Below are 26,404 nucleotides of genomic sequence, written 5' to 3' on the forward strand. Positions count from 1 at the left end.
CACCAGCAGTAGGTGAAGCATCAACCAGATAATCCGATGAGATGCCGGTCTGTCTCACTCTCATGCAAAGGTAAGATCAACCATTTAATCCGCTTACCCAATAAAAACAGGAGATAACAATGATAAAAAACCGACCCGCACTAGCTAGTATAAGTGCAAAAATAAGAACTGAATTAATGAAAGTACTGGCATCAGCTGTATTGGTAAGTAGCACAGCGTCATTCGCCGCTCACGCACAAAGCGAGCAGCAGCAAGCACTTTATGATATTGCCAAAAATGTTTCCGCTGAAAACATTGAAAAAGACATTACTACGCTGGTGAACTTTGGTACACGCCATACCCTTTCTGAAACCGAGTCTGATACACGTGGTATTGGTGCTGCGCGACGTTGGATTAAATCTAAATTTGATAAAATTTCAGCCGAGTGTGGTGGCTGCTTAGAAGTGTACTACCAGTCGGAAGTCATCAGCGGAGAAAAACGTATTCCCGACCCAGTAGAAGTGGTTAGCGTTATCGCGATACAACGCGGTACCACCGATCCAGACCGTTACGTCATCATGTCAGGCGATATCGATTCACGGGTCTCTGATGTAATGGACTTCACCTCTGACTCACCAGGGGCAAACGACAACGCCTCTGGTGTTGCCGGTACCCTAGAAGCTGCGCGAGTACTATCCAAATACAAGTTTAACGGCAGTATCGTGTATGCTGCTTTATCTGGCGAAGAGCAAGGGCTTTTCGGCGGGCGTATTATGGCAAACCAAGCCAAGGAAGACGGCTGGCGAATTAAAGCCGTGCTCAATAATGACATGATAGGCAATATCGAAGGGGTTAACGGTGTGATTAACAACACCACCGCTCGCTTGTTTGCTGAAGGCACACGCGTAACCGAAACGGATAAAGAAGCACGCATGCGACGTTTCACCGGGGGTGAAGTTGACTCACCAAGCCGTAACCTTGCCCGTTACATCGATAAAATTGCCGATCAGTATATTGAGAACCTAGACACAATGGTGATTTATCGCTTGGACCGTTTTGGTCGTGGCGGCCATCACCGCCCGTTCAACGACTTGGGCTACCCGGGTATTCGTATTATGGAAACTAACGAAAACTACACCCGCCAACATCAAGATCTTCGCGTAGAAGACGGTGTTGCATATGGTGACACCTTGGATGGCGTCGACTTTGATTACGCAGCCAAACTTACTGGCCTTAATGCTGTTTCTCTTGCTGCGATGGCGTGGGCACCGAACCCACCTGCAAATGTAGAAATTGCCGGTGCAGTTCAACCTTCAACATTTTTAAAGTGGGATGCACTAGACGCTGAAGAGAACCCGCAGCTTAAAGGGTACAAAGTATACTGGCGTCATACTGATGCTCCGCAATGGGAATACAGTAAATATGTGGGTAACGTCACCGAGGCCATGCTTGAGAACGTTGTTATCGACAACTACTTCTTTGGCGTAGCCAGCGTGAACAAGGACGGTGTTGAAAGCGTAGTGGTTTATCCAGGTCCTGCGGGAAGCTTTGGAGAATAAGCGTTTTTATTGAGCGCCTATATTAAGCGTGCGTATATGCATGCAATCAAGTTCGTGACGTTAAGCTGGTAATGAAACCGGCTTATCGTCACGAATGACTTTACTTAATAAAAGCTAGTATAAACGTGGACACTACACTCAATATATTGATGTCGCTTACATTTTGTTAATTTAAGCCAGAATGTGTTTATTGGAATTAAGCGACTAACTGCATTACAGTGTAGTAAATGTATGACGGCAGTTCGGAGTTCACCTTTGGTAAGATTCAGCGCGTTCTCGCTCTCTATTTTCACTCAACGTCTTTCTTTATTAGGCATAAGCCTAGCCCTTTGTTGTTTTAATGTTTCGCAATTACATGCCGCCCCTACCAAATTAGGTGCAGCTTCCTTCGAGACCTACATAAGCGACGATGGGGAGCCTGCTCGAGTTAACACACTGCTCGAAAAGGTGTTTCAGAAGGCGGAGTTGGATATCCAACTTCAGGTTATGCGACAAGCTTTTTTGGGCAGTTCTGTACTGACAGGTAAGCTAGACGGTGAATTTGCCTACGTTAATTTGGGCGAGGATAGCAGCAACTATGTTCTATCCGATATCTACTTACCCATTTACCTTTACGCGGTAAGCAAAGAGGCGGACGTTGAGGCAATAAAGCTTTTTCCTCATTTAAAAGACAACCGGGTCGCTATTGAAAATCGCTTTGCGAATACGCCCTCATTCAGACTGCTGAAAGATATAAAGTGGTCACGCAACCCCACTACGTTTGATGCATTTCGACAACTTGCCGACGATAGAGCGCCTTACTTAATTACCACCCAGCTGCTTGCGCGAGAGCTAAACATACTGCTGGCTAACGATAATGAAGAAACCTTGCACTTTTCAGCAAAACCTTTAGCAAAAACCGGATTTCAAATAGCTATCAGCAAAAATGTTGCTAACGCTGAAAGGATTATTGCGCAATTCAATCAAGCTGTGTCGACAATGCAGAATTCGGGGGAATTGAATCAGCCACTTGAGCTAGCTTGGCTCACCAAAGATGTGAATGGCGATGGCGTTGCCGACTTTATCGGGCACAGCAACATAACTACCACGTCAGACTTGTTAAACACCACCTATTCCCTTGACGGTAAACCTACATCTGAAGCCAGCGCGTTTTATATTGACGGGGATAGATATGCATCGCTTGAGGAAGCGCGTGCTGCCCTTCCCGATAAAGAAAGTTCGTCGCCCCGCGAGTCGCTGTTAGATAAAACCACCTACCAGCTATTACTCCGCCGCTGGTAGATGAATTTTGACTTCGGTGAACTTTGAAAGCAATGAGCGTTGAAAGGCATTAAATTAGGTAGAGAAGCACGAAGTCGACTACGCGACTTCTACACTACAAAGCATACCTGTCGTTGCTTAAACTAAACGACCTATTCAAAGATATGCGTCAGCTTTGTTAACGTTCTATCTTCGCGCTCTATTTTCGCGCTCTATCTTCGTAATACCGCTGATCAAAGGTTGCAAAGAAGACGGGGAGTCGTCAGAGTTAGTGTGACGTTTCTGGTAAGTACATTTCCAGAATTGTCAGCAATTCTTCGCCATCGACTGGCTTTGACACATAGTTGTTAAAGCCAGCTTTAAGTGCTTTAACGCGATCAGATGTATAGGCATAAGCGGTCAGTGCTACGGCATTAAGCTTTGCAATTTCTGGTATTTCACTGGCTCTTATTTTTGAAACTAAACCCAGCCCATCGATTTCCGGCATACCAATATCCGATAGCAGAAGATCGAAGGCTTCTGGCATATCGTTAATTTCTTTCCATGCTAACAGGCCGTTCTTTACAACATTAACTCGCGCGCCGTTAGATTCTAGAAACAGCTTTATAAAATCACGGGCGTCTTGCTCATCTTCTGCGACTAAAATCCGTAAGCCGTTCAAACGCAAAGACTCAGTCAGGTCGCTAATTTCAGAGTTCTTAGTTTCAATAATGTCGTCGTGCAAATTAAGCGGCGCAATCGGGAGCGTTACGTAAAACGTTGTTCCCGTGTTAGGTCCGTCGCTTTCAGCATAAATTTCACCACCGTGCATCTCCACTAAACTTTTCACAATAGACAGGCCTAAGCCCAACCCATGTTTGTTGTGCTCGTTTTTACCTTGATAAAAACGTTCGAAAACATGAGATAGCTGCTCGCGCGTCATACCTTTGCCATTGTCTTTAACGCGGAAAAGGTAGTTTGAATGCTCTCTTCGACCTCTTACATGCACAGTACCGCCTTTCGACGTGAACTTAAGCGCATTGCTCAACAGGTTATTGATAACCTGTTTTATACGGAGATTGTCACCCAGAATTTGCGTGTGATCGTCTTCGCAATTTATCGATAGCTGAATATTCTTGCTCGCAAACCCAGCCTCAAAAGATTTGGCAACTTCAGATATGGACCCTGCGATATTAAGCGAATGGGTACTGAGCTTCATCGTACCTGAAATAATACGGGATAAATCGAGAATGTCGTTGATCAGTGCTGCCTGAGTTGATGCCGCGCGCTTTATCACGCCAAGGGCATCAGTCATTCTGTCCACATTGCCGACATCCATAAGCGCTAAATCGGTCCACCCCACAATGGAGTTAAGTGGTGAACGTAGCTCGTGAGAAATGCTGGCAAGAAACTGATCTTTCGCTTTATCCAGCTCTTCTAATTTACTAATTTGCTTATCGAGCGACGCTTTTAAGCTTAGCGCGTAAGGTATAAACAGATGATCAAAACCTTCAATGATTAGTTGGTCATCTTCGGTCCACTCTACCGATTCATCAGCGACACTTTGCAAATACATATCAAACGAATTACGAGGAGTAAGAGACTTTCCAATATCTTTTCTGGCTGCATCGCGACCCGCCCAACGAATGGTCTTGTCTTTCTGCTCCCTAAACCAAACCGTGTAGTAGCCCAGTTTTGAAGACACGCAGGAAATATACATGCCTCGAATGCCGTTTAGGTCGCCACTATCTAAAATTTCGTTTGTTAATCGGTTTATAGCAATGGACTGCTCAGAGCCGCTAATGGCAAATTTTTCGAGTAATTTTGCCAAGGTTTTCTCTGTGGGAGTCTTACCAACCAGATAGTTGCCCGTAGGGGTAACCACCGCCATACCGCACGAATCAGCAACATCCAGTAAGTCTCCTTCTTTCTGCGTGATGGCCTCAAGCGGGTTCGTGAATGAAGTAAGCTGATGAACAATATAGTTCAGCTTGCGTTGGCGAATTTGAAATTGCTCTTTCTTTTTATGCAGTGCTTTCGTGTGAAGCTGCCAGGCATAAAGGTGACCTAATGATTCGCAAACTAAACGTTTCTTCTGGTCGATGTAAGCAGGTTCACTGTTGTGGCATGCTAACAATCCCCACAGCTTACCCTCAAAAACAAGCGAAACTGAAAATGAAGAGCGGATCCCCATATTTTTAAGGTAGGCAATGTGCATAGGCGAAACAGAGCGAACCATTGACATTGATAAATCCAATGGCGGACGTTCTGCCTCTTTAACCGAAGGCTTAAGGCCTATAACTTGCTCTTCTACATCGTAGACACAGCGCACTCGATTTTTTAGATACAGTTCACGGGCCTGACTGGGGATGTCCGAAGCCGGAAACTTCAACCCTTTGAATGAGCGAGAATCTGTACTTGCGGCTTCACCAATTACTTCACCACAGTAGGTTTTGTCAAACTGATAAACCATGACCGAGTCGAAACCTATGTATTGCTTAAATACCTGAGCGATAGCATCGGCAACATCGCCTATGGAGTCGCGGTCATCGACATTGGGTAACAATGCGCGAATATCTACATCCATTGGCACCCATTGCTGCGCCGCCTCAAAGCTTAGTTGAGGGGTTGGCTCAAGCTCAATAACTAACAGCCCATTAGAATCGAAGGCAACGCCACTCCCTTCTTTCTCCCAATCTTTGAGATGGAGCGCATTTTCAGCAAACTTCCACTGGTAGGCGTGGCGTACATTTCCGCCTTTTACAGCATCATGAATAGTCTGGAATGTGCGCGCTTCAGGAGTGGGAATGTCAATTAGTTCAGTGATAAGTGTTTCACCGGGAACGACGTCTACTTTGAACATGTCATTAATGTTCTCGCTCACTACCTGAATTTTTTTAGTACTAGGATTGATGGCAATGACATACCCAAAACTCTGCACGCTTTCAATCAAGTGAATTGCTTCATCTTCACAGTTTTGAAGCGTTGTAGGGGTATGGTCAATTGTTTGCATTACTTTGCGCCAAATATCAATAAAGCGAATTTTCGCAGTGTGTTCCTAGACTTACTCTATAAGATACCAATTTTCTATTGAAGAAGCATGTCAAATCACTGCAGCGCTTAATAAGAAGAATATTAAATTTTCAAAAATTCGTACGCAATATCACGAATAAAACTTGTGTTTCTTGATCCTAAGCAATAAACTTTCAGTAATTTCTGAAACTTCTGGAAGGCAAAAATGAAAATGACGCCTTTAATTACATCTGCGGTTATGCACTTTGGTGAAATGGGAAGTCGTTGGGGTTTCAACAGAACAGTTGGGCAAATTCTAGCGCTTATTGTTTTAAACGAAGAGCCCATTTCGGCGCAGGAAATTGCGGATGCGCTCAACATATCCAGAGGCAATACCAGCATGGGTTTAAAAGAGCTTCAGTCATGGCGCTTAGTTAAACAGCATCTTGTTCCTGGTGAGAGAAAAGAGTTCTTTATTCCGGCTGGCGATATTTGGACACTGGCCAATAGAGTGTTTGAAGAACGAAGAAAGCGCGAGATAGACCCAACAATGAGTCTACTGCGTGATTTGTTGCTTGACGCACCTGCCAATGAAAAAGAGGCGAATGCACAACATAAACTGAACGAAATTCACGATTTACTCGAATCAATTACGGCATGGTCTGAAGAGCTTCAAAATCTTGGACCTGAAAAGTTAAACACGTTGATGAAGTTGGGTTCTGGCGTGGGCCGTATGCTTGAGCTTAAGGACAAGCTACTTCCGGGGAAAAACAGCGTTAACTAAGGGGGCCTTCTGTGGATGCATTCTTGCTGTCTCGTTTACAATTTGCGTTAAATATTAGTTTTCATATTTTGTTTCCAACCATCACCATGGCGATGGGCTGGTTTCTATTTTACTTTAAGCTGCGCTCTAATATTTCAGGTCACCCTGTGTGGATGCGTATGTATCGCTTTTGGGTACGTGTCTTTGCCCTAAGCTTCGCCTTGGGTGTAGTAAGCGGCGTCACCATGTCATTTCAGTTTGGTACTAACTGGCCTGGATTTATGGAGAAAGTAGGTAATGTGGCGGGGCCACTACTCGGTTATGAGGTACTTACCGCCTTTTTCTTAGAAGCCACGTTTTTAGGCATCATGCTGTTTGGCATACGCCGTGTTCCGAACTGGCTGCATACGGCTTCAACCCTTATTGTTGCGCTTGGCACCACTACTTCTGCGTTCTGGATATTAGCCTTAAATAGCTGGATGCAAACCCCGCAGGGTTTTGAAGTGGTCGACGGTGTGGTGTATGCCACAAACTGGAAAGAAATTATCTTTAACCCGTCTTTCCCTTACCGCTTTGTACATATGATGTTAGCGTCTGGACTGACGGCCAGCTTCCTGATAGCTGGGCTTTCGGCCTACCGCATGCTTAAAGGCGACGACAAGCTTGCACCTAAGCTCGCGCTTAAAACCGCCACCTATACGGCGGCAGTGTTAATCCCGCTACAAATTTTTGCTGGTGACATGCATGGTTTAAATACGCTTGAGCATCAGCCTCAGAAAGTAGCGGCGATGGAAGGACTTTGGGAAACCACTGAAGGCGCACCTTTGTTGCTTTTTGCAATTCCTGACGAAGAAAGCAAAGAGAATCATTTTGAAATTCCCATTCCCTATGGTGCGAGTTTAATTCTTACTCACGAACTTAAAGGCGAGATTAAAGGGTTAAATGAGTTTGAAGGAGAGCATCCGCCCGTTGCTCCTGTTTTCTTCGGTTTTAGGGTTATGGTGGGAATGGGTATGTTAATGCTTGCTGTGTCATGGCTTGGCAGTCTTTATCTTATGCGCAAAAAAGACTTCCCAATTTGGCTTAAACGCACGTTTGCAGGCATGGCGTTTAGCGGCTGGATTGCTACGTTAGCAGGCTGGTACGTAACGGAAATAGGCCGTCAGCCCTATTTGGTAAGCGGTGTATTAAGAACCGCTGATGCCGTTACCCAGTTACCACCGGCGAATATTGCTCTGTCACTCACGCTCTATCTTGTTATTTATACGGTGCTTCTAATCGCATATATGGGAACACTTATGTTGATGTGCAGAAGAGCCGTTGAAATTGAAGAGATAACGACGGAAGAGCGCGAAATTGCCAAGGCAAAAATGCAACCTACTGACCCAGACCCAAGCACGGTTTAAGGAGAGCAAACATGTTTGAAAATGTATCAGCAGAAATGCTCGGAAATATTTATGTGGGTTTACTTGGTCTATCTGTATTGCTGTACGCCATTTTAGATGGCTACGACTTGGGTGTGGGTGTGCTTATTCCGCCAAGAACAGAAGCGTTTCGCGATGACATGATAGCCTCCATAGGGCCTTACTGGGATGCTAATGAGACGTGGCTTGTGCTCGCCATAGGTCTACTGCTTGTTGCCTTCCCTGAAGCCCATAGTGAGTTTTTACAAACCTTGTACTTGCCTGCCACCTTCATGTTATTAGGGCTTATTTTGCGCGGCGTAGCGTTTGATTTTCGCGCCAAGGTTGTGCAGGTGAAAAAGCGTAAGTGGGACATGGTATTCAAATACGGTTCGCTATTAACCACATTAGCTCAAGGGTATATGTTGGGTATATACGTGACGGGGCTTCGCACAGATATTTGGGCGCAAGGCTTTGCACTCCTCGCTGCATTCGGTGTTACGGCTGCCTATGCGTTTATTGGCTCGTGCTGGTTAATACTTAAAGGCGAAGGTGAGCTTCAACAAAAAGCGTATTACTGGGCCAGAAGAGGTTTAGGGGTACTGGCGGTAGGGATTGTCGCGGTAAGTATCGCGAACCTAACCTTACACGATGACGTGCGAGACTTATGGTTGTCACCTCCTTGGGGTTATGTGCTTTTCGCTATTCCAGTAGCGTGTTTTGCGCTTTTAGTAATATGCGGTGTGTTGCTTAAAAAACTACCCGATGCACAAGGGAAAGGCGAATGGCTTCCGTTCTTTATTGCCCTTCTCGTATTTTTACTTTGTTTCACCGCATTTGGCATAAGCTACTATCCGTTTATTATCCCTGGACAGGTGACAGTGATGGATGCGCTTAGTGATGCAAGCTCTCTACGCTTCTTGCTTGTTGGCGTAGTTATTGTTGTACCTATTATTTTGGCTTATACGGCCATGGTATATAAAATATTCTCCGGTAAATCAGAGAAGCTTTCTTACTACTAGCCTTTGTTGATGGGATCGCAACAGATCCCAATTACTTAAAACAATAGTGAACATCATTGAAATTCAATGGTGTTCACTTTCTATTCAGCGCTATACTAAACGCTTTACATTGCGAGTTTCTTGCGGTTCCCGCGGCCTTTCCTGTGCTTGGGGCATTTGCGGTGACCAGTATCACCTACCCACGAACTCGATCTGAAAACTTGCGATCAAAATATGATCCTTTCCCTCGAACAATGTATACCAATGACTAGAGGGTGTTTAGCGTTAGCTAGTCTACCCTTTAGGTGTGAACAAAATTTAAACGTTACTTACCGTTAAATATTTTGTTGACATCAAACTGTAATATTACTATATTTTATTTGGGGCAATTTTTAATAGAAGGAGCCAATACCATGGAAAATGTATTCCATTCGTTCTCACGGTTCTTCAAGCGCGCGCACCCCTACACAGTCGCTCACTATATCGGCCGTAAAAATGCGCAGCGTATCTTAGGATGTAAAATCAAAAAGAAATCCAAGATATTCGCCGACCAGCACGTTGAAGACCAAAATCATTAATTTATATGGGGCCCATCAAACCGGCCCCTTTTTTTTGGATTTTAAATGTGGTTTAACGGTACCGAGGTTGTGTACTTAATCTGCTCCATTGCAAAGCTTGAAGTGACGTCGGAAAATTCTAAACCGTTAACCAATCGCTTATAAAAATGATCAAAGCAATCCATATCGGTAACGAGGACTTTTAGCAGGTAATCGTATTCGCCAGACATACGATAACATTCAACAACTTCATCAAATGATGCGGCGTGTTTAGCGAAACTTGCCAGCCACTTTCCATCATGTCTGCCCGCTTTTACTTGCACGAAAACGGTCATGGCCAGCCCCAGGTGTTTTGCTTGCAACAGCGCTACTCGCCTAGAGATTATGCCCTTCTCTTCTAGCTTTTGAATACGCCGCCAGCAGGGCGTTACCGTAAGCCCAATTTGCTCAGCGATTTCTGCGACAGGCGTGTCAGCGTTATTCTGTAGCATGGCCAAAATGGCTTTATCTATTGTGTCTATACCGCTTGTTTTTTCACTACGCATAGTGAGATGTTGCCCTTTATTTCCATGTTCTTAGTTTTTCAGCGAATTACGTCAGGCGCTTTACTTTTATGGAGGCTATTTAAAGCCACCAAGGCTGATTAAAGTCAACATTTTCTGGTGTAATTTCGTACTGAAAGGGAGGCGTGAATACATCCCAAAATGCATCCCGCAAGTCCTCGTCTATTATGCTAAGTTTACCTGCATCGCGATAGCGAGATAGCAGTGTATTGTAGGCGTCAATCGGCATTTGCGGGTTAGACTGGCGAAAGATAACACGCCCTCCAAATTCTTCATACATCGCTTTTTCTGTTTGAAACTGCATAACCTGCTTGGCCGCTATCTCTTTAATGGGTTTCGTTGCCGTTTCACTTGAAACCTGACCTTCAAACTTTTCGATAAACTTGCTTACCAGTGTTTGATTAACCGTTATGCCTTTTTGTTTTGCATAGTCCTCTAAAACAAGCTCATAAATTCTGTTAGACGCATTTACACGGACCACATAATCAAGCATACCTGCGTAATTGTCTTTCGCTTGCTGCTTTAAGTTTTTACGTTCTTCTTCACTGGGCACGACGTCTGCCATACGGATTTCAGTATTAAGCACCATTGCTAAAACACCCTGCTCACCGACTTGTCCATTTGCCTGAGCAGCATAAGCAAGGTTTGAACTTAGAATAAGTAGCGCGGTGGCCAATGAAGATCGAATAGTTGATGTCATGCGCATTAAGCACTCCCTGTAGACGTATTTATCGCCGCGATTACGAACACTTTGAGTCTCGCTGAGTGGGTAATTAACTGTGCGGACTGGTATTACCCAAATGGGCGTTGTAATGAGTAAAGCATTAAACGCTATGACTACGCAATACCGTGGCGTACTGATATTAGGAATATGCTGCGAGCTTCAAATTTATTGGAGTGAACGAGTGCTTATGTGGTGTAGCCGAGAGAGGATGACGATAGCGACGTAGTAGACTAGCTATTGATGAAAGCGTTATTCGTTAAAAATGATATATACCAATAGCGGTATGGACTAAAAGCTTTGTCGCGCGTTTAGCGTGAGTGTGGAAATGCAGACAATAGAAAGAAAAACGGCGGTCAAATGACCGCCGTTTTTGAATTCTTAGATAGCTTGCACGTTAGCAGCTTGAAGACCTTTTTGACCTTCTTCAACTTCAAATTCTACTCGCTGACCTTCTGGAAGCGTTTTGTAACCGTCAGAGATGATCGCACGGAAATGAACGAATACGTCCTTACCGCCGTTATCTTGAGTTAGAAAACCGTAACCTTTATCAGCGTTGAACCACTTAACTGTGCCTGTAACTTTAGACATGTCGTATAGACCTCAAATATCGTATTAAATTGCGCATAAGCGCGTGTAACTAAGTTCTTTAGAGTCTTTAAATTGGCGGAGTATTGGGTCTTACTTACGAATGGACAAACAACTTACAACAAATTACCGGGTAACTCGAGTGGTTTAACATATAGCAAATAATACAAAATCGCGTCTCTTTAAAGACTTTGGCTAAAAGCCAAAGCCACTATAACACTCTTCGGGACGATTAATATACAAATTAATTGATAAACTACGGATTTCATAAATATTTCACCGCAGCGTAACAAAAATTAATGCCCTTTCCGCCAGGCTAAATACCAGCAAATTGCGCCAATTACGCCTGTACTTGCTGGGAAATACCAAGATAAATCGTACATTGGCAGTATTGCTGTCATTAACACAAAGGTGGCGCCCACTACGCTTAAATGAGTGGTCTGAGTTGTTTTCTTTTGCTCTTGGAGCAGTGCCAAATGTGCCCTTTGTTGTTGCAATGGCAAGCGCTTCATTTGCTGTAAACTGTCGTACAGCAGGTCTGGCATTTCTGGTAGTTTTTCAGACCAGAAAGGTAAGTTGTCTTTCACCTTCCCCATCATGGCGGTAAAGCCAATCTGCTCTTTCATCCAGTTTTCAAGAAACGGCTTAGCGGTTTTCCAAAGGTCGAGCTGAGGATACAACTGACGGCCTAAGCCTTCTATATACAGCAATGTTTTTTGCAGTAGCACAAGCTGTGGCTGCACAACCATATTGAAACGTCGTGCTGTATTAAATAGCTGCAGCAGCACGTTACCAAAGGATATTTCAGCTAATGGCTTTTGGAATATAGGTTCACATACCGTGCGGATGGCCATCTCGAACTCATCGATATTGGTATCTTGCGGTACCCAGCCTGAGTCGGCGTGAAGCTGGGCAACCTTGCGATAGTCGCGGTTGAAGAAGGCAATAAAGTTCTCAGCCAGATAGCGTTTATCTTCACGGTTGAGCGTACCCACAATGCCAAAATCGATGGCGATATATTTGGGGTTTTCAGGGTGTTCGGTAGATACAAAGATATTGCCCGGGTGCATGTCTGCATGGAAAAAACTGTCGCGAAATACCTGAGTGAAGAATACTTCCACACCGCGCTCGGCCAATTTTTTCATATTGGTATTTTGGGTAAGTAATGCGTCTATATTTGAGATTGGAAGACCGTAAATACGCTCCATAACCAACACATTACTGCGGCAATAGTCACTGTAAATTTTAGGTACATAAAGCGCGTCTGAACCTTCAAAATTACGCCCTAACTGAATACCGTTCGCAGATTCACGCAGTAAATCAAGTTCATCAACAATGGTCTTGCGGTATTCTACAACCACTTCGACAGGACGCAGCCGTTTGCCATCAGGAAGCCAGCGTTGAAGCACGTTAGCCAAGCTAAATAAAAGCTCCATGTCCGCCACGATGGTATCGCGAATATCTGGGCGCAATACCTTTACCACGACGTCTTCGTTGTTATGCTTCAACTTTGCCGCGTGAACTTGGGCTATAGAGGCAGACGCCAGCGGCGCTTTTTCAAATTCACTGAATAATTCGCTTAAATCAGAAAGCCCCAACGCTTGCTTGATAATGTCTTGTGCAGCGTCAGATGGAAACGGCGGAACTTTGTCTTGTAAACGGGCAAGTTCGTTAGCAATGGCAGGGGGAAGCAAGTCTCGGCGGGTAGAGAGCATCTGGCCGAATTTAATAAAAACAGGCCCAAGGTTTTGTAGTGCAAGGGTAATACGCTCGCCGGCTGACTTGCCCTTGTGCTTGTTTCGCACCCAAAAAATGGTATGACGCATAGCCCGCGCGTACCAGGGTAACCACTTTGCTGGAATAAGTTCGTCTAAGCCGTGTTCCAACAATACCTTGTTAATTCGGTATAACCTAACAATACGCATTTATGAGCCTGTTTCTCTCAATCTTACTTAAATTTTTCTTCTAGGCGGCGCAGTCTCGCATCGGCACTTTCTGCTCGATCGCGAAGCGCATTAACTTCGTCACTAAAGTGCATAACCGCCAGCTTGTGTGCAGCAAGCTGCTTTTCTTCTACTACGGCGTTGCCGAATACCTTCGCCATGGACGCTAGTGCTGACATCGACTTCTCATGCACGGTTTTCACCGTTTTCACGGTCTGATGGGCAATAACATCGTTGGTCTTTTGGGCCAGCAACTCTTCAATGTCGATATCGAGCTGCTGAAACAAGGCACTGACCTGCTGAGCAACATTGAGCTCTCCTTCCAAAAAGAGGGACTTTTGCTGAATAAGACGAGTCAACTGGCTGGTTTCTTTTAACTCTGGCAAGGTTTGTAGCGACGTTTTAATACAACAGTCTTTCGGCCCAAGGGACGCGACGGCGTCTTCAAACGAGCCTTGTTCGCTGAGTACGTCAATACGGTCAGAAAACGACAGCGTAATACCATAAGGAAACGGCGAAATGAACGCGGTAAGCCTGGCGCCAGCAAGCGCTTTTAGCCTTGCTTCGCTGTCTTCGTCTAAAGACAGCAACTTGTTTAAAACCGATTCAGCCGTTGCGGTAACCAGCGCAGAAGTAGGCATTAAAACTTATAACCTCTATGTAGCGCTACAATACCGCCAGTCAGGTTTTGGTAATCACATTGCTCAAAGCCAGCCTGCTCGAACATCCCCTTCAAGGTTTCTTGATCTGGGTGCATACGTATGCTTTCCGCAAGGTATTGGTAACTTTCTGCATCGTTCGCCACTAGCTGACCCATTTTTGGCAAAATGTGAAACGAGTACATATCGTAAAGTTTGCTGAGCTGCTCTGACGTAGGCTTAGAAAATTCTAATACCAGTAAACGGCCGCCTGGTTTTAACACGCGAAAAATAGAATTAAGCGCGTTTTGCTTTTCCGTTACGTTTCTGAGGCCGAATGCCATGGTCACCACATCAAAATGGTTGTCGGGGAAAGGCAGTGCTTCCGCGTCAGCTTGCACATAATCGATGTTGCTTACCAAGCCGCGATCGCGAAGCTTATCACGGCCTACTTTCAGCATAGACAAGTTGATATCGGCAAGGGTTACGCGCCCTGTAGGACCTACCAAGCGAGAGAACTTAGCGGTTAGATCGCCAGTACCACCGGCAATATCCAATACTTTATTGCCAGCGCGAACACCGCTGCAGTCTATTGTGAAACGCTTCCATAAACGATGCACTCCCATCGACATAAGATCGTTCATTACGTCGTACTTTGCTGCAACAGAGTCAAAAACATTAGCAACTAAAGAGGCTTTTTGCCCTTTATCCACCTGTTTGAAACCAAAGTGCGTTGTATGCTCAGTAGCATTGTCGATTGCAGAGTCTGCTTGCGTAGCGGGAGTTTGATTGTCGCTCATGACAGTCCTGTAATTTGAATATTTTTATTAATGCCGAAGTGTATAGGATTGTGTGCTCAAGCAAAAGCTTTATGCCTGACTGTCTCCTGATGTAAATCAAGCCTTTGACCTTTACAAAAGCGGAGCCTGCAAGGCACAAGCTCGCTTGTTTAGAAGACTAAAGCAGCTTGCTCTACGCTACCTGATTGTTTGTGCCCCAGCTAAAGGCAACAATGGCACTGATCTCTTGCAAAGAACGGCCGCTTTCCTCATGCCATTGCGCAAATGCCGCATTGGCCGCCGACAGCGACTTTTTCGAGGTTAAGCCACCGTCGATAATTTCATTCTTTCGCAAGTAATCTTCCACGTCACGTGAGAATAAAAACGTGTCTATGCCTAGTGCACGAAGCATGTAGGGGCCGGTGTTACCGCCTAATCGCGCACCGCGTTTTTTCAAAAACGCCCAAAGCTCAGTGATATTGTCTTTTTCAAAGCCTGCTACGAACTTACCAAAGCTACCGTGCTCCAGGGCTACGTCTTTGATCATCATGGCATTGTCACGCACTGTCATCACTTTTTTATAGTTGCGAACAATGCGCTTATCTGACGCTTTTTGCTCTAGCATTTCATCAGGCATCAACAACACTTTATCAATGTCGAACCCGAAAAATACGGTTTCAAAGTCGGGCCACTTTTGCTCAATAACTCGCCACACGAAGCCCGACTGGAACACTTTTTTGGTCATCGCCGCTAAAAAGCGGTCGTCAGGAATTGCTTCAATTTGCGCTTTAGAAAGTGGCGCTTGGAGCATGGCTTCAAGCACCCTTTCACCGCCTTTGCGCTCGCACGCTCGGAGGTAGATAGATTGAAAAGACTCTAACTTAGACTCTTTCATGTGTGCCTAGCCTTTAATACCGCTGTGACGAAGCAAAGCGTCAACTTGGGGCTCGCGCCCTCTAAAAGCAACAAACAAGTCCATAGGAGGCTTACTACCGCCCATTTCTAAAATGTTTTCTAAGAACGCTTTGCCCGTATCGCGGTTAAAGATGCCATCCTCTTCAAACTTGCTGTACGCGTCGGCAGAAAGCACCTCTGCCCACTTATAGCTGTAATAGCCCGCTGCGTATCCACCAGCAAATATGTGACCAAAGCCGTTTTGGAAACGGTTAAACGATGGAGGGATGACCACGGCCACCTCTTCACGCACTTTATCCAATGTGCCCTGTACGTCTACCTCACTGCCCTTTTCGCTATGCAGTAAGAAATCGAAAAGACTGAATTCAAGCTGGCGTACCATCTGCATCGCTGACTGGTAATCCCGTGCAGCAAGCATACGCTCCAGTAAATCAGCAGGAAGCGGTTCGCCAGTTTCATAGTGACCAGAGATAAAATTAAGTGCGTCTTCTTCCCAGCACCAGTTTTCTAAAAACTGACTTGGCAGTTCAACCGCATCCCATGGCACACCGTTAATACCAGATACACCGGCTACGCGCATTTTAGTAAGCATGTGATGGATCCCATGACCAAACTCATGAAACATGGTCACCACTTCATCATGGGTAAATAGCGCAGGCTTATCCCCTACAGGTGCGTTGAAATTACAGGTAAGGTACGCAACGGGTAGCTGCAATTCGCCATTCATTTTTTCACGACGTACGCGACATTCATCCATCCACGCGCCGCCACGCTTTTTAGCTCGTGCGTACAAGTCTAGGTAAAAGCTGCCGCGCATCACATCGGCATCGTCAGTAATGGTGAAGTAACGTACATCGCTATGCCACGTATCGATGCCAGGCTGCTCAATAATTTTTAAGCCGTACAGGCGATGTACAACCTCGAATAAACCAGACAGCACTTTATCTTCGGGGAAATAAGGGCGAAGCATTTCATCAGAAATCGTGTACTTTTCCTGTTTCAGTTTCTCGCTGTAATACGGTAAATCCCATGCCGCTAGCTCGCTGACACCATGCTTGTCTTTCGCGTACGCTCGTACTTCTTCAAGCTCTTTCTCTGCCTGAGGCTTAGACTTAGCCGCCAAATCACGCAAGAAACCGATGACCTGATCGGTAGAATCCGCCATTTTAGTCGCTAGTGAACGCTCTGCATAACTTGAAAAACCTAACAATTCAGCCAGTTCAGTACGCAGCGTTAAGGTTTCTTTGATTATATCGGTGTTATCCCACTTACCCGCATTAGGGCCTTGATCAGACGCTTTCGTTGCATAGGCGCGATACATTTCTTCCCGAAGTTCGCGATTATCGGCGTAAAGCATGACTGGCAAATAAGACGGAATGTCTAACGTAAACAACCAGCCTTGTAAGTCTTTTTGGTGCGCAGCTTGCGCCGCTGCTTCAAGGGCTGACTCTGGCATACCGGCAAGTTCAACTTCATCGGTAATGTGTTTAGTCCAGCCCATAGTGGCGTCCATCACATTGTTGGAAAAGGTTGACGATAGCTCGCTAAGCTTTGCCTGAATCTCTGCAAAACGCTTCTTTTGCTCTGCGGGAAGCGCTACACCTGACAATGTGAAATCGCGAACGGCGTTTTCTATCACTTTCTGCTGCTCTTCGCTTAAGGTCGCAAATTCGTCAGACGCTTTGAGGGAAGCATAAGCATTGTAAAGGCCTTCGTGCTGGCCTACCCAAGTCCCATACTCAGATAGTAATGGCAAACACGCATCGTGAGCTTCACGCAATTCATCGCTGCTCACCACGCTATTCATATGAGAAACCGGCGAGAACATTTTGCTTAAACGATCATCGACCTCTTCAAGGCGCAGCACTAGATTTTTGTAAGAGTAATCTTTCGACGCCACGACCTCATCTATTTCGCTTTTGCACGCCGCAATGGCTTTTTCAATTGCAGGCTTAATAGAGGCAGGTTCAATAGCAGAAAAAATTGGTAGACCATCTACCATTTCAATTGCAGGGGTTGTCATAATCTTTTTCACTCTTAACACTTTGATAGAATAATGATGGGGCTTCGCTGATTAAAAGCAAGCTATTGTTTTAGCCACTGTTGACCTATTTTGAACTTACTAGCCGTTAACGTGCATGGATCATGATTATTGCCTATATTTACGAATTCAATGAATGCCGCTGCACCGTTTTTCTTAATGCCCCTCATAAAAACTGAACAACACAGCCGCCTCCGCCAAGCGCTGTCACAAATGTCACATTTCATCCTTTTGTCTACTTTGTCCCTTCGCTGTTCAGCGTCTATAATTTCGATTAATAAATCTACAAGGCATAGATATGAAAACGTTGACCTCAGGCGAAATAGCCTCGTATTGCGATGTAAATCTGCGCACCGTAATTCGATGGATCGAAAGCGGTAAGCTGAAAGGCTTCAAACTTCCTGGGCGTGGAAACAACAGAGTATTAGTAGAAGATTTTGTCGCCTTTCTTGAACGACACGACATGCCAATTCCCGATTCATTGAAAGGCATTGCCACGCCCTCAATATTAATTGTTGACGATGAAATGCCAGTTGCCAAGTCTATTCAGCGCGTGGCCAGACGGGCGGGTTATGAGTCGTATATCGCTACAGGCGGCTTCCAAGCGGGGATTATGCTAAGCCAATACGAGCCCAAAGTAATGACCCTCGATTTAAGTATGCCAGGCATGGACGGTTACAGCGTTATCGAATTCACGCGAGATCAGAGTAAATATAAAGATCTCAAAATTGTGGTCATATCGGCACTCGATGAAATTAGCTTGGAGCGCGCGCTTGAGATAGGGGCTGATGCCACCTTACAAAAGCCGTTCTCAAATCATGACTTAACAATGGTCCTTGAGCAGTTTATGTCGATGTAAATCGATTTGAAGGGAGTGACATTATGGCCTGGTTATCGCGATTGGCTCTTTTAAGTTTGCTTGCTGGTGTTTGCGCATTACCGACAAATGCTAAACCCCTTACTTTTGCTGTTGTACCTCAGCAGTCTGCCAAGAAAATGGCTGAAACATGGCAACCCTTAATCGACTATGTGAGCAATTACACCGGTTTTAAGATTGATTTTAAAACTGCAAAAGACATTCCCACCTTCGAGGCTAATCTCGCCGACGGCAAATATAATATTGCCTACATGAACCCCTACCACTTTGTGGTCTTTAATGAATCTGCGGGATACCGCGCGCTTGCGCGCCAACGCGATAAAGAAATTCGCGGCTTACTTGTTGTACATAAAGACAGCCCCATACGCTCTCTGGATGACTTAAGCGGTACTGAAGTAGCCTTCCCAGCGCCAGCTGCGTTTGCTGCCACAATTATCACAAGCGCTCACTTGCGGATGAAAAGCATTGCTTTTGTACCGCGCTACGTCAATTCTCATGACTCTGTGTACCTCGCAGTACAACGGGGCTTTTTCAATGCTGGGGGTGGCATTGTCCGTACGCTTAACAGTTCACCTGACGACGTTAAACAAGAATTACGTGTCCTTTGGAAGAGCAAAGGTTATACGCCTCATGCTATCGCAACCCATCCAAATATGGCACTCGCTGACAGACAAGCTATTCTTAATGCATTACTTGCTTTGTCGAATGACACAAGTAAGTCTTGGATTTTAAAAGGTATTGGATTTAACGGCTTTATAGCGTCAAACGACAGTGATTGGGACGACGTGAGAGCATTGGGAATAGCGTCGCTATCGAGGCCGCATTTATGAGTAGACTCGTATGAAACTGTCGTTGCGTATAAAAACAATAACAGGCATCGCATCAATAGCAGCGCTTTTGCTGCTAGTGCTCATTGTGACGGTGTTTCAGCTACTTAATGACCTTGTCGACAGTAACATAAAAAAGTCAGCCGACACCACGGTTGCCCTTTTTGTTTCGACGACAAAAAATGCCTTTTTAAGCTACGACCTTGCAGCTCTAGATGCCGACGTTTCAGAAATCCTTACCAACCCCAATATTGCTTACGTCAAAGTTAAAGACAAATTAGGCAGAGTTTTCGTAGAAAAGGGTAACACCAACGCACTAAACCGGCCTTTTACTGCCGACACAAGTGTTTCAGACGCTGATGATGGTATTTACGACACCCGAGCCCCCATCATGGTAAACAGGACTTTGTACGGCTATGTAGAGATTGGATTTAACATTGCTTCAGTAACTGAATCTGTGTCAAGGGTGAGAAACTGGACAGTTACACTGGCTTTTCTAGAATTTATTTTGGTCGGATTGTGCTCTTACTTACTCGGTTCTTACCTGATGTCGCAACTTCATCAATTACACGAAGGCGCTAAACGTTTAGGTGATGCAGTGAAAAACAACAGCTATCAAGATGTTTTTGTTCCCGTGCGCGGCACTGATGAGTTAAGCGAACTGGCAGAGGCATTTAATCAACTGGTTGAGCGTTTAAAGGAAGAACATGCGCAGCGTCAATACGCGCAAGATGAGCTTAAAGAGCTTAACACGCTACTTGAAGAAAAGGTTCAGGATAGAACCGCATTGCTGCATCAGAAAAACTATCAACTCCAAGAGGCCAATAAAGATCTAAAAGAGACCCAGGTACAACTACTTCAAGCTGAGAAAATGGCGTCAGTTGGCCAGCTAGCAGCGGGGGTCGCCCATGAAATTAACAATCCTGTCGGTTTTGTCAGCAGCAACATATCCACCTTAAGCGAGTACGTTGCTACCTACCAAATGATATTCTCACAAATTAACGCGGTGCTTAATGAGCAAGACGAGGGTAAGCGTGCTTCTGCCTTATCAGAACTAGAAAAAATGTTAGCTAATCAAGATATGGCGTTTATCAATGAAGATATCACCGACCTTCTCAGCGATTCGAGAGACGGTTTAAGTCGGGTTGCTGAAATTGTAAAAGGGTTAAAGCTATTCTCTCGTGTAGACAGTGACCACATGCAGCAGCACAACATTAATGATTGTGTACGCACTACCCTTGCCATGGTGAACAACCAATTAAAGTATATTTGTACTGTTGAAACGCATTTGGGCAAAGTCCCTGACGTTGCCATGAATGTAGGCAAGGTTTCTCAAGTTGTTACCAACTTACTCATTAACGCGGGGCAGGCGATAGAGAGCACGGGTAAGAACGGTAAGGTAACTATTACCACCTGTACTGCGGGCAAGTTTGTCGAGCTTCGTGTAGAAGACACTGGCTGCGGTATTCCATCAAGTCATTTAGACAAACTCTTCAATCCATTTTTTACAACTAAACCTGAAGGGCAAGGCACTGGCTTAGGTCTTTCAATTTCGTTTGGCATTGCTCAAGAGCATGGCGGCACGCTCTCAGCCACCAGCAAAGAGGGAGAAGGAAGCATATTTACGTTAGCGCTCCCCCTTGTTTCACACTCAGACAAAACATTAGAGAGCGAAGGATGAAGCAACTAATAGTGTTATCAAGCAGCATTGCGTGTAATAGTTGTAACGTCGCTTATAAGGATAATAATTTATGACAGAGCCTACTACAGAACAAGCCACGACCTACACGGTTCTATTTGTCGACGACGAGCCGAATATCCTTCGCGCTATTAAGCGTGCGCTGTTCACTATGGACATCACCTTACTGCTTGCTGATAGTGGTGCCAAAGCGTTAGATCTAATGAGTAAACACGATGTTCATGTAGTTATTTCTGACATGAAAATGCCGCAGATGTCAGGTGCGGAATTACTCGAACAGGTCGCTATCAATTATCCCGAGACTTTTAGAGTTGTGCTCACTGGCTATGCCGACATTGAGTCAACAATTAAAGCTGTAAACCAAGGCAAGATACACCGTTACCTGCAAAAGCCATGGGACAACCAAGAGCTTATCGCTGTTGTAGAAGAAGGCTTAGAGCGAGTTAAGTTAAAGGCGGAAAACCTTCGTCTACAAAAACTAACACGACTGCAAAATAAAAAGCTACGCGACGTAAATGCCTCACTAGAACAAGTGGTTCAAAAGCGCACGCGCCAAATAAAAGCGGCGCTAAATAAAATCGAAAAACACAACCTTGCAATGGAGCAGGTGCTGTTCAACGTGATAAGCATTAACCCTGACATTAATGGTAAGTTTGCCATTGAGGTTAGCGAGTTGGCATCAAAGCTGGCGCGTATTGCTCGGTTAGAGAAAGAAGAAATCAAACAGGTGCGTTATGCTGGCCTTATCTGCGAGCTTGGGTTACTAGGGCTTGAAAGCGAAGATTTTAAGGCGCCATTTTCAAAGCTTAAATATCAACAGCAGCAAAACTATCTATCGCAAACCAAGCAGGCTGCGTTAATACTTGCTCCGGCTCACGAACTACATCAAGTTTCTGACATTATTGAATTTCAGTTCGAGCACTATAATGGCTCAGGCTTGTATAACAAAGTTGCAAAAGAAATACCTGCTGGCGCGCGTATCTTGGCCATAGCCCGAGATTACTGGCGCTTAGTAACTGGCAGAATGAGCGGCATCGAAATGAGCCCTCGCGATGCCAAACTAGAAATGAAAAAGCACAGAAACACCCGCTATGACGGTGAATTTTTGGACCTGTTGCTCGAAGCAGAAGATGTAACGACATCTAAACTGCTTTCTACATCATTGAAAGCCTCGCAGCTCAAAGCAGGCATGGTACTAGCCCAAAATTTGTATAACGATAGTCACATCCTTATCCTTCCCGAGGGACATGTGTTTAGTGATGCCACCATTCAAAAACTCGTACACTTTGAAGAAGAACGTGGAAAAGCGTTTAGTATTCAAATAGAACCAGAAGAGCTTTCTGCTACTATAAGTGAATAAGCTTTAAAGATTACGTGCTGAAAGCAGGATGAGCGATGCATGAATATGCTTCGCTTTGTCTTAGCCTTTTAATTAGGCTGCACTGTCCCCATTGATAAACTAAATGAAATTCCCTAAAGCAAATCTCGGTCTTTTGATTACTCTTTATGACAAGACCGATAGAGAATGATTTGCTGTGCGAACCTTCCGAAGGCATTTATGCTTATCGTTTACGTTCGCCTAACCGACAAAGAAGGCTTTTTGAATGACACATTTTGATTATATATGTATTGGCGGTGGCAGCGGTGGTATCGCATCTGCAAACCGTGCAGCTAAACATGGAAAGAAGGCCGCCATCATTGAAGCGAAAGATATTGGCGGTACTTGCGTGAACGTTGGCTGCGTGCCTAAAAAAGCCATGTGGTACGGAGCACAGGTGGCTGAAGCGATACATCGCTATGCACCTGAATACGGGTTCGATTTGTCGGTAAATCACTTTAGCTGGGACAGCCTAATTGCCAGCCGCCAGGCTTATATTGAGCGTATTCATGCTTCTTACGACCGCGCTCTTACCGCAAATGACGTTACCTTAATTCGCGGTTTCGCGAAGTTTATCGATAACAACACAGTAGAAGTCAACGGCGAAAAGTACACGGCTGATCATATTACGATTGCTGTAGGCGGCCGCCCAATCATCCCAGATATTGAAGGTGCTGAGTACGGTATTGATTCTGATGGTTTCTTTGCCTTAAAAGAGCAGCCGAAGCGCGCTGTCGTGGTTGGCGCAGGCTACATTGGAGTGGAATTAGCCGGCGTACTACACGCTCTTGGCACAGAATCGCATCTGGTAGTTCGCAAACACGCTCCGCTTAGAAATTTCGACCCTATTATTCACGAAACCTTAGTGGATATGATCCACGCTGAAGGTTGCAAATTGCACGACCATGCTAGCGTAGAGAAAGTGGAAAAAGCTGAAGATGGCGAGCTATCAGTACACTTAACCAATGGCGAAGTGTTAAAAGCTGACTGCTTGATTTGGGCGATTGGCCGTAAACCCTCTACCGACAAAATTGATATTGAAAATACCGACGTTGAACTGAACGACAACGGCACGGTTAAGGTAGACAAATATCAAAACACCACGGCGAAGAATATCTACGCGGTTGGTGATATTACCGGTGAAGCAGAGCTTACTCCGGTGGCAGTTAAAGCGGGTCGCTTGCTAAGCGAACGCTTATTCAACGGCAAAAAAGACGCTCACATGGATTATTCAATGATTCCAACCGTGGTCTTTAGTCATCCACCCATTGGCACTATTGGCTTAACCGAGCCAGAAGCTATTGAAGAATACGGTGAAGACAACGTTAAAGTGTACACCTCTAGTTTTGCGTCTATGTACACCGCGGTAACCCGCCACCGTCAAATGACCAAGATGAAGTTGGTATGCGCGGGTAAAGACGAAAAAGTGGTAGGCCTTCACGGTATTGGGCACGGCATGGATGAAATTCTGCAAGGCTTCGCCGTTGCCATAAAAATGGGTGCGACCAAAGCTGACTTTGATGCGTGTGTAGCTATTCACCCAACCAGTGCAGAAGAATTTGTTACTATGACCTAGAGAGACGCGCTCAATTGAGCACTTTCTCACAAAAGCCGGCATTAGCTTTTTATTTAATGCCGGCTTTTTTATGTGTTTAACTTACTTTTTCTAGCTCCACGGGCACGCCATTTAGCACCGCATTTCCCGATAATTCGTCTACCTGTAAATCGTCAGTAAGAATATTGGTGTTTACCCCAGGGTGCTGACTTGCCACAGACAACTTTATGCCTTTTTTGTTGTGCCCCCATCCATGGGGAATAGATACCACGCCAGGCATAATTGCATCTGTGATTTCAGCCTCTATGGTTAGCCGGCCAACCCGCGATTTCACACTTACCTCATCGCCATCTGTAATGCCATATTTAGCCCCGTCATCAGGGTGAAGCTGCAGCGTACAGCGGTTATTACCTTTCACCATACGAGGGCTGTTATGCAGCCACGAATTATTAGTTTTAATATGCCGGCGCCCTATCAAAACAACGGGCTGATTTTGCGGCGTACCATGGTTCGCTTTTCCAAAAAAATGCGTGTTAACCCTGTCTAAATCAGCCATGAAGTAATCAAAATCTAAGTGAATCTTCTTATCTTCATGGAACAAGGCATGAGGCAAAGACGGCTGTAGCGGCCCCAAGTCGATACCGTGTGGGTGTGCTTTAAGCGTATCAATCGACAACCCGCCTTCCGGGATAGCGGTTGAAGTTTCGCTTAAGTTAGCATCAGCGCCCTCTTTTTTACTTGCTGCTCGACCATAAAGACCTGCTTGCAACAAATCATCGACCACACCTTTAGGCTGCTTGTCCCAAAGCGCAGCATAGTGTGCGGTGTTTTTTCCGTTTAGCGCATCGAGCCTTTCTGCTAACGAAAGGTATATTTGCCAGTCGCTAAGCTGGTATTCGTCAATGTCCACCACCGCTTCCGAATACTTAGCGAAATTTCGCACGGCAAAGTTGTGAAAAACAATGTCGTAGTGGTCGCGTTCTAGCGCGGTTACCGGAGGAAGGATCACATCTGCATGTCGGGAGGTTTCGGTAACGTAAAAATCCACCGCAACCATAAAATCGAGTTGAGGAAATGCTTTATCAAGCTGTTCTGCATTTGGTGTAGTGACCACGGGATTACCTGCACCAATTACCATGGCCTTAATTTGTCCTTCTCCCGGGGTTAAGATTTCCTCGGCTAAACACGCCACCGGATACTCACCAGCAAACGCCGGAAGCCCTCTTACGCGAGAGGTAAATCCGCCCATGCTGCCCTTGCCTGATACAGGTAATACGTCAGCGGCTGGCTGAGTAAACATCATGCCACCCCGCTTATCTAGGTTTCCGGTGAGCATATTAAACAGCATGATGAGATACTGAGTGAGCGTACCAAACGCTTGTACGCTAGCCCCCATCCTTCCATAACAAACTGCAGACTCAGCATTGCAGAAGTCCAAAACAAGCTGAGTGATTTGTGAAGCTGTAATACCGGTAAGCTCGCTCACCTTTTGTGGTGAATAATCGCGAACGTATTTTTCGACCGCTTTTATATCCTCGGCATAAGGTAAAATTTCATCCGCCTTGTATAACTGCTTTTCAAACAATACATGCAGCATAGCTAGCAGTAACAGCGCGTCACTGCCTGGACGAATAAAGTGATGTTCACAGCTGATATCGGCAGTTTCGCTGCGTTTAGGGTCGATAACGACGACCTTCCCTCCACGTTTTTGAATGCCCTTTAAACGCTTTTTCACGTTTGGCACGGTCATAATGCTGCCATTAGAGGCCAGCGGATTCCCGCCGATGATCATAAAGTGCTGCGTGTGATCAATGTCAGGAATGGGAATTTGGGAGATATGACCAAACAGTCGTCGACTAACAATATGATGGGGCAACTGGTCAACGGAGGTAGCGGAATAGCGGTTGTGCGACTTGAGGGCACGATAGAAATACGGTCCGAATAATATTGAGCCCATATTGTGCGCATTGGGATTTCCTAAATACACACCTACCGCATTATTGCCGTGTGCCTGCTGGATGTGGTGTAAATTGTTTGCGACCAAATCAAAAGCTTCATCCCACCCTATCTCTTCCCAGGCGCTGTCTTCGCCGTCAATTCGTACCCTTTTTACCGGGCGCTTCAAGCGGTCAGGATCGTCGTACAAGTCTTTTAACGCACTCGCTTTCGGGCAGATATGACCTTGGCTAAATGGGTTTTCTTTATCCCCTTTTATTGACAGTATTTGACGGCCTTTCGTCGCTACCTCAATACCACACATTGCTTCACAAAGCGTACAAGTAGAATAATGCAATTGTTGTTCAGCGTTGCTCACGGTAATTCCTACACAATTCATTGTTAATGAGTTGTTACGAAATTATCGATTAT

Annotated in this window: 21 protein-coding genes; 11 read left to right on the forward strand and 10 right to left on the reverse strand. The window is 45.3% G+C overall.

Annotation, left to right across the window (positions count from 1 at the left end):
• The first annotated feature begins 176 nt into the window (after positions 1-176).
• Both MHN09_RS14275 and MHN09_RS14280 read left to right on the forward strand, forming a co-directional pair.
• Positions 177-1,538 (forward strand): M28 family metallopeptidase, encoded by a 1,362-nt coding sequence (locus tag MHN09_RS14275; protein ID WP_239241199.1) that lies wholly within the window; start codon positions 177-179, stop codon positions 1,536-1,538.
• 255 nt (positions 1,539-1,793) lie between these two features.
• The gene (locus MHN09_RS14280) at positions 1,794-2,819 is read left to right on the forward strand and encodes a transporter substrate-binding domain-containing protein (protein WP_039226834.1); all 1,026 of its coding nucleotides are present in this window, start codon (positions 1,794-1,796) and stop codon (positions 2,817-2,819) included.
• Positions 2,820-3,066: 247 nt separating this feature from the next.
• On the opposite strand, the gene MHN09_RS14285 is transcribed toward MHN09_RS14280, so the two are convergent.
• On the reverse strand, positions 3,067-5,790 hold the full coding sequence (locus MHN09_RS14285; protein WP_239241175.1) for an ATP-binding protein: 2,724 nt from the start codon (positions 5,788-5,790) through the stop codon (positions 3,067-3,069).
• 225 nt (positions 5,791-6,015) lie between these two features.
• Between MHN09_RS14285 and MHN09_RS14290 the strand changes: the two genes are divergently transcribed.
• The 4 genes from MHN09_RS14290 to MHN09_RS14305 all read left to right on the forward strand — a co-directional run bounded on the left by MHN09_RS14290 (position 6,016) and on the right by MHN09_RS14305 (position 9,534).
• Positions 6,016-6,573 (forward strand): MarR family transcriptional regulator, encoded by a 558-nt coding sequence (locus MHN09_RS14290; protein WP_014999724.1) that lies wholly within the window; start codon positions 6,016-6,018, stop codon positions 6,571-6,573.
• An 11-nt stretch (positions 6,574-6,584) separates the two neighbouring features.
• Positions 6,585-7,958, forward strand: a complete 1,374-nt coding sequence (locus tag MHN09_RS14295; protein WP_239241176.1) for a cytochrome ubiquinol oxidase subunit I — start codon at positions 6,585-6,587, stop codon at positions 7,956-7,958.
• An 11-nt stretch (positions 7,959-7,969) separates the two neighbouring features.
• Positions 7,970-8,977: a cytochrome d ubiquinol oxidase subunit II gene (locus MHN09_RS14300; RefSeq protein ID WP_239241178.1), complete on the forward strand. Its 1,008-nt coding sequence runs from the start codon at positions 7,970-7,972 to the stop codon at positions 8,975-8,977.
• Between the two features lie 392 nt (positions 8,978-9,369).
• Entirely contained in the window at positions 9,370-9,534 is a 165-nt protein-coding gene (locus MHN09_RS14305) for a hypothetical protein (RefSeq protein ID WP_014950935.1), read from the forward strand.
• A 41-nt stretch (positions 9,535-9,575) separates the two neighbouring features.
• Here MHN09_RS14305 and MHN09_RS14310 read toward each other — a convergent pair whose 3' ends face one another.
• From MHN09_RS14310 to prlC, 8 genes are all read right to left on the reverse strand, one after another.
• Positions 9,576-10,058, reverse strand: a complete 483-nt coding sequence (locus tag MHN09_RS14310) for an Lrp/AsnC family transcriptional regulator (RefSeq protein ID WP_239241180.1) — start codon at positions 10,056-10,058, stop codon at positions 9,576-9,578.
• 79 nt (positions 10,059-10,137) lie between these two features.
• On the reverse strand, positions 10,138-10,776 hold the full coding sequence (locus tag MHN09_RS14315; protein WP_239241181.1) for a hypothetical protein: 639 nt from the start codon (positions 10,774-10,776) through the stop codon (positions 10,138-10,140).
• A gap of 402 nt (positions 10,777-11,178) precedes the next feature.
• Entirely contained in the window at positions 11,179-11,388 is a 210-nt protein-coding gene (locus tag MHN09_RS14320) for a cold-shock protein (protein WP_012519905.1), read from the reverse strand.
• 293 nt (positions 11,389-11,681) lie between these two features.
• Entirely contained in the window at positions 11,682-13,310 is a 1,629-nt protein-coding gene (gene ubiB, locus MHN09_RS14325) for a ubiquinone biosynthesis regulatory protein kinase UbiB (protein ID WP_239241182.1), read from the reverse strand.
• A 23-nt stretch (positions 13,311-13,333) separates the two neighbouring features.
• Positions 13,334-13,969, reverse strand: a complete 636-nt coding sequence (locus MHN09_RS14330; RefSeq protein WP_239241183.1) for an SCP2 sterol-binding domain-containing protein — start codon at positions 13,967-13,969, stop codon at positions 13,334-13,336.
• On the reverse strand, positions 13,969-14,766 hold the full coding sequence (gene ubiE, locus MHN09_RS14335; RefSeq protein ID WP_014950941.1) for a bifunctional demethylmenaquinone methyltransferase/2-methoxy-6-polyprenyl-1,4-benzoquinol methylase UbiE: 798 nt from the start codon (positions 14,764-14,766) through the stop codon (positions 13,969-13,971). Before ubiE ends, MHN09_RS14330 begins: the two co-directional genes overlap by 1 nt.
• A gap of 172 nt (positions 14,767-14,938) precedes the next feature.
• On the reverse strand, positions 14,939-15,640 hold the full coding sequence (locus MHN09_RS14340; RefSeq protein ID WP_239241184.1) for a DNA-3-methyladenine glycosylase I: 702 nt from the start codon (positions 15,638-15,640) through the stop codon (positions 14,939-14,941).
• 6 nt (positions 15,641-15,646) lie between these two features.
• Positions 15,647-17,683: an oligopeptidase A gene (gene prlC / locus MHN09_RS14345; protein ID WP_202285959.1), complete on the reverse strand. Its 2,037-nt coding sequence runs from the start codon at positions 17,681-17,683 to the stop codon at positions 15,647-15,649.
• 316 nt (positions 17,684-17,999) lie between these two features.
• Here prlC and MHN09_RS14350 point away from each other — a divergent pair, with 316 nt between their 5' ends.
• From MHN09_RS14350 to gorA, 5 genes are all read left to right on the forward strand, one after another.
• Positions 18,000-18,560, forward strand: a complete 561-nt coding sequence (locus tag MHN09_RS14350; protein WP_014977552.1) for a response regulator — start codon at positions 18,000-18,002, stop codon at positions 18,558-18,560.
• A 23-nt stretch (positions 18,561-18,583) separates the two neighbouring features.
• A complete protein-coding gene (locus MHN09_RS14355) occupies positions 18,584-19,408 on the forward strand; it encodes a phosphate/phosphite/phosphonate ABC transporter substrate-binding protein (protein WP_156078908.1) in 825 nt (274 codons plus the stop codon).
• A 10-nt stretch (positions 19,409-19,418) separates the two neighbouring features.
• The gene (locus MHN09_RS14360) at positions 19,419-21,086 is read left to right on the forward strand and encodes an ATP-binding protein (RefSeq protein ID WP_239241185.1); all 1,668 of its coding nucleotides are present in this window, start codon (positions 19,419-19,421) and stop codon (positions 21,084-21,086) included.
• A gap of 70 nt (positions 21,087-21,156) precedes the next feature.
• Positions 21,157-22,464, forward strand: coding sequence for a response regulator (locus MHN09_RS14365; protein ID WP_014977555.1), 1,308 nt, complete (start codon positions 21,157-21,159; stop codon positions 22,462-22,464).
• Positions 22,465-22,708: 244 nt separating this feature from the next.
• The gene (gene gorA, locus MHN09_RS14370) at positions 22,709-24,058 is read left to right on the forward strand and encodes a glutathione-disulfide reductase (protein ID WP_239241186.1); all 1,350 of its coding nucleotides are present in this window, start codon (positions 22,709-22,711) and stop codon (positions 24,056-24,058) included.
• A 76-nt stretch (positions 24,059-24,134) separates the two neighbouring features.
• On the opposite strand, the gene MHN09_RS14375 is transcribed toward gorA, so the two are convergent.
• Positions 24,135-26,351, reverse strand: a complete 2,217-nt coding sequence (locus MHN09_RS14375) for a molybdopterin oxidoreductase family protein (RefSeq protein ID WP_239241187.1) — start codon at positions 26,349-26,351, stop codon at positions 24,135-24,137.
• Positions 26,352-26,404: the final 53 nt, after the last annotated feature.

Source organism: Alteromonas sp. MmMcT2-5, assembly GCF_022348315.1.
GTDB lineage: Bacteria > Pseudomonadota > Gammaproteobacteria > Enterobacterales > Alteromonadaceae > Alteromonas > Alteromonas macleodii.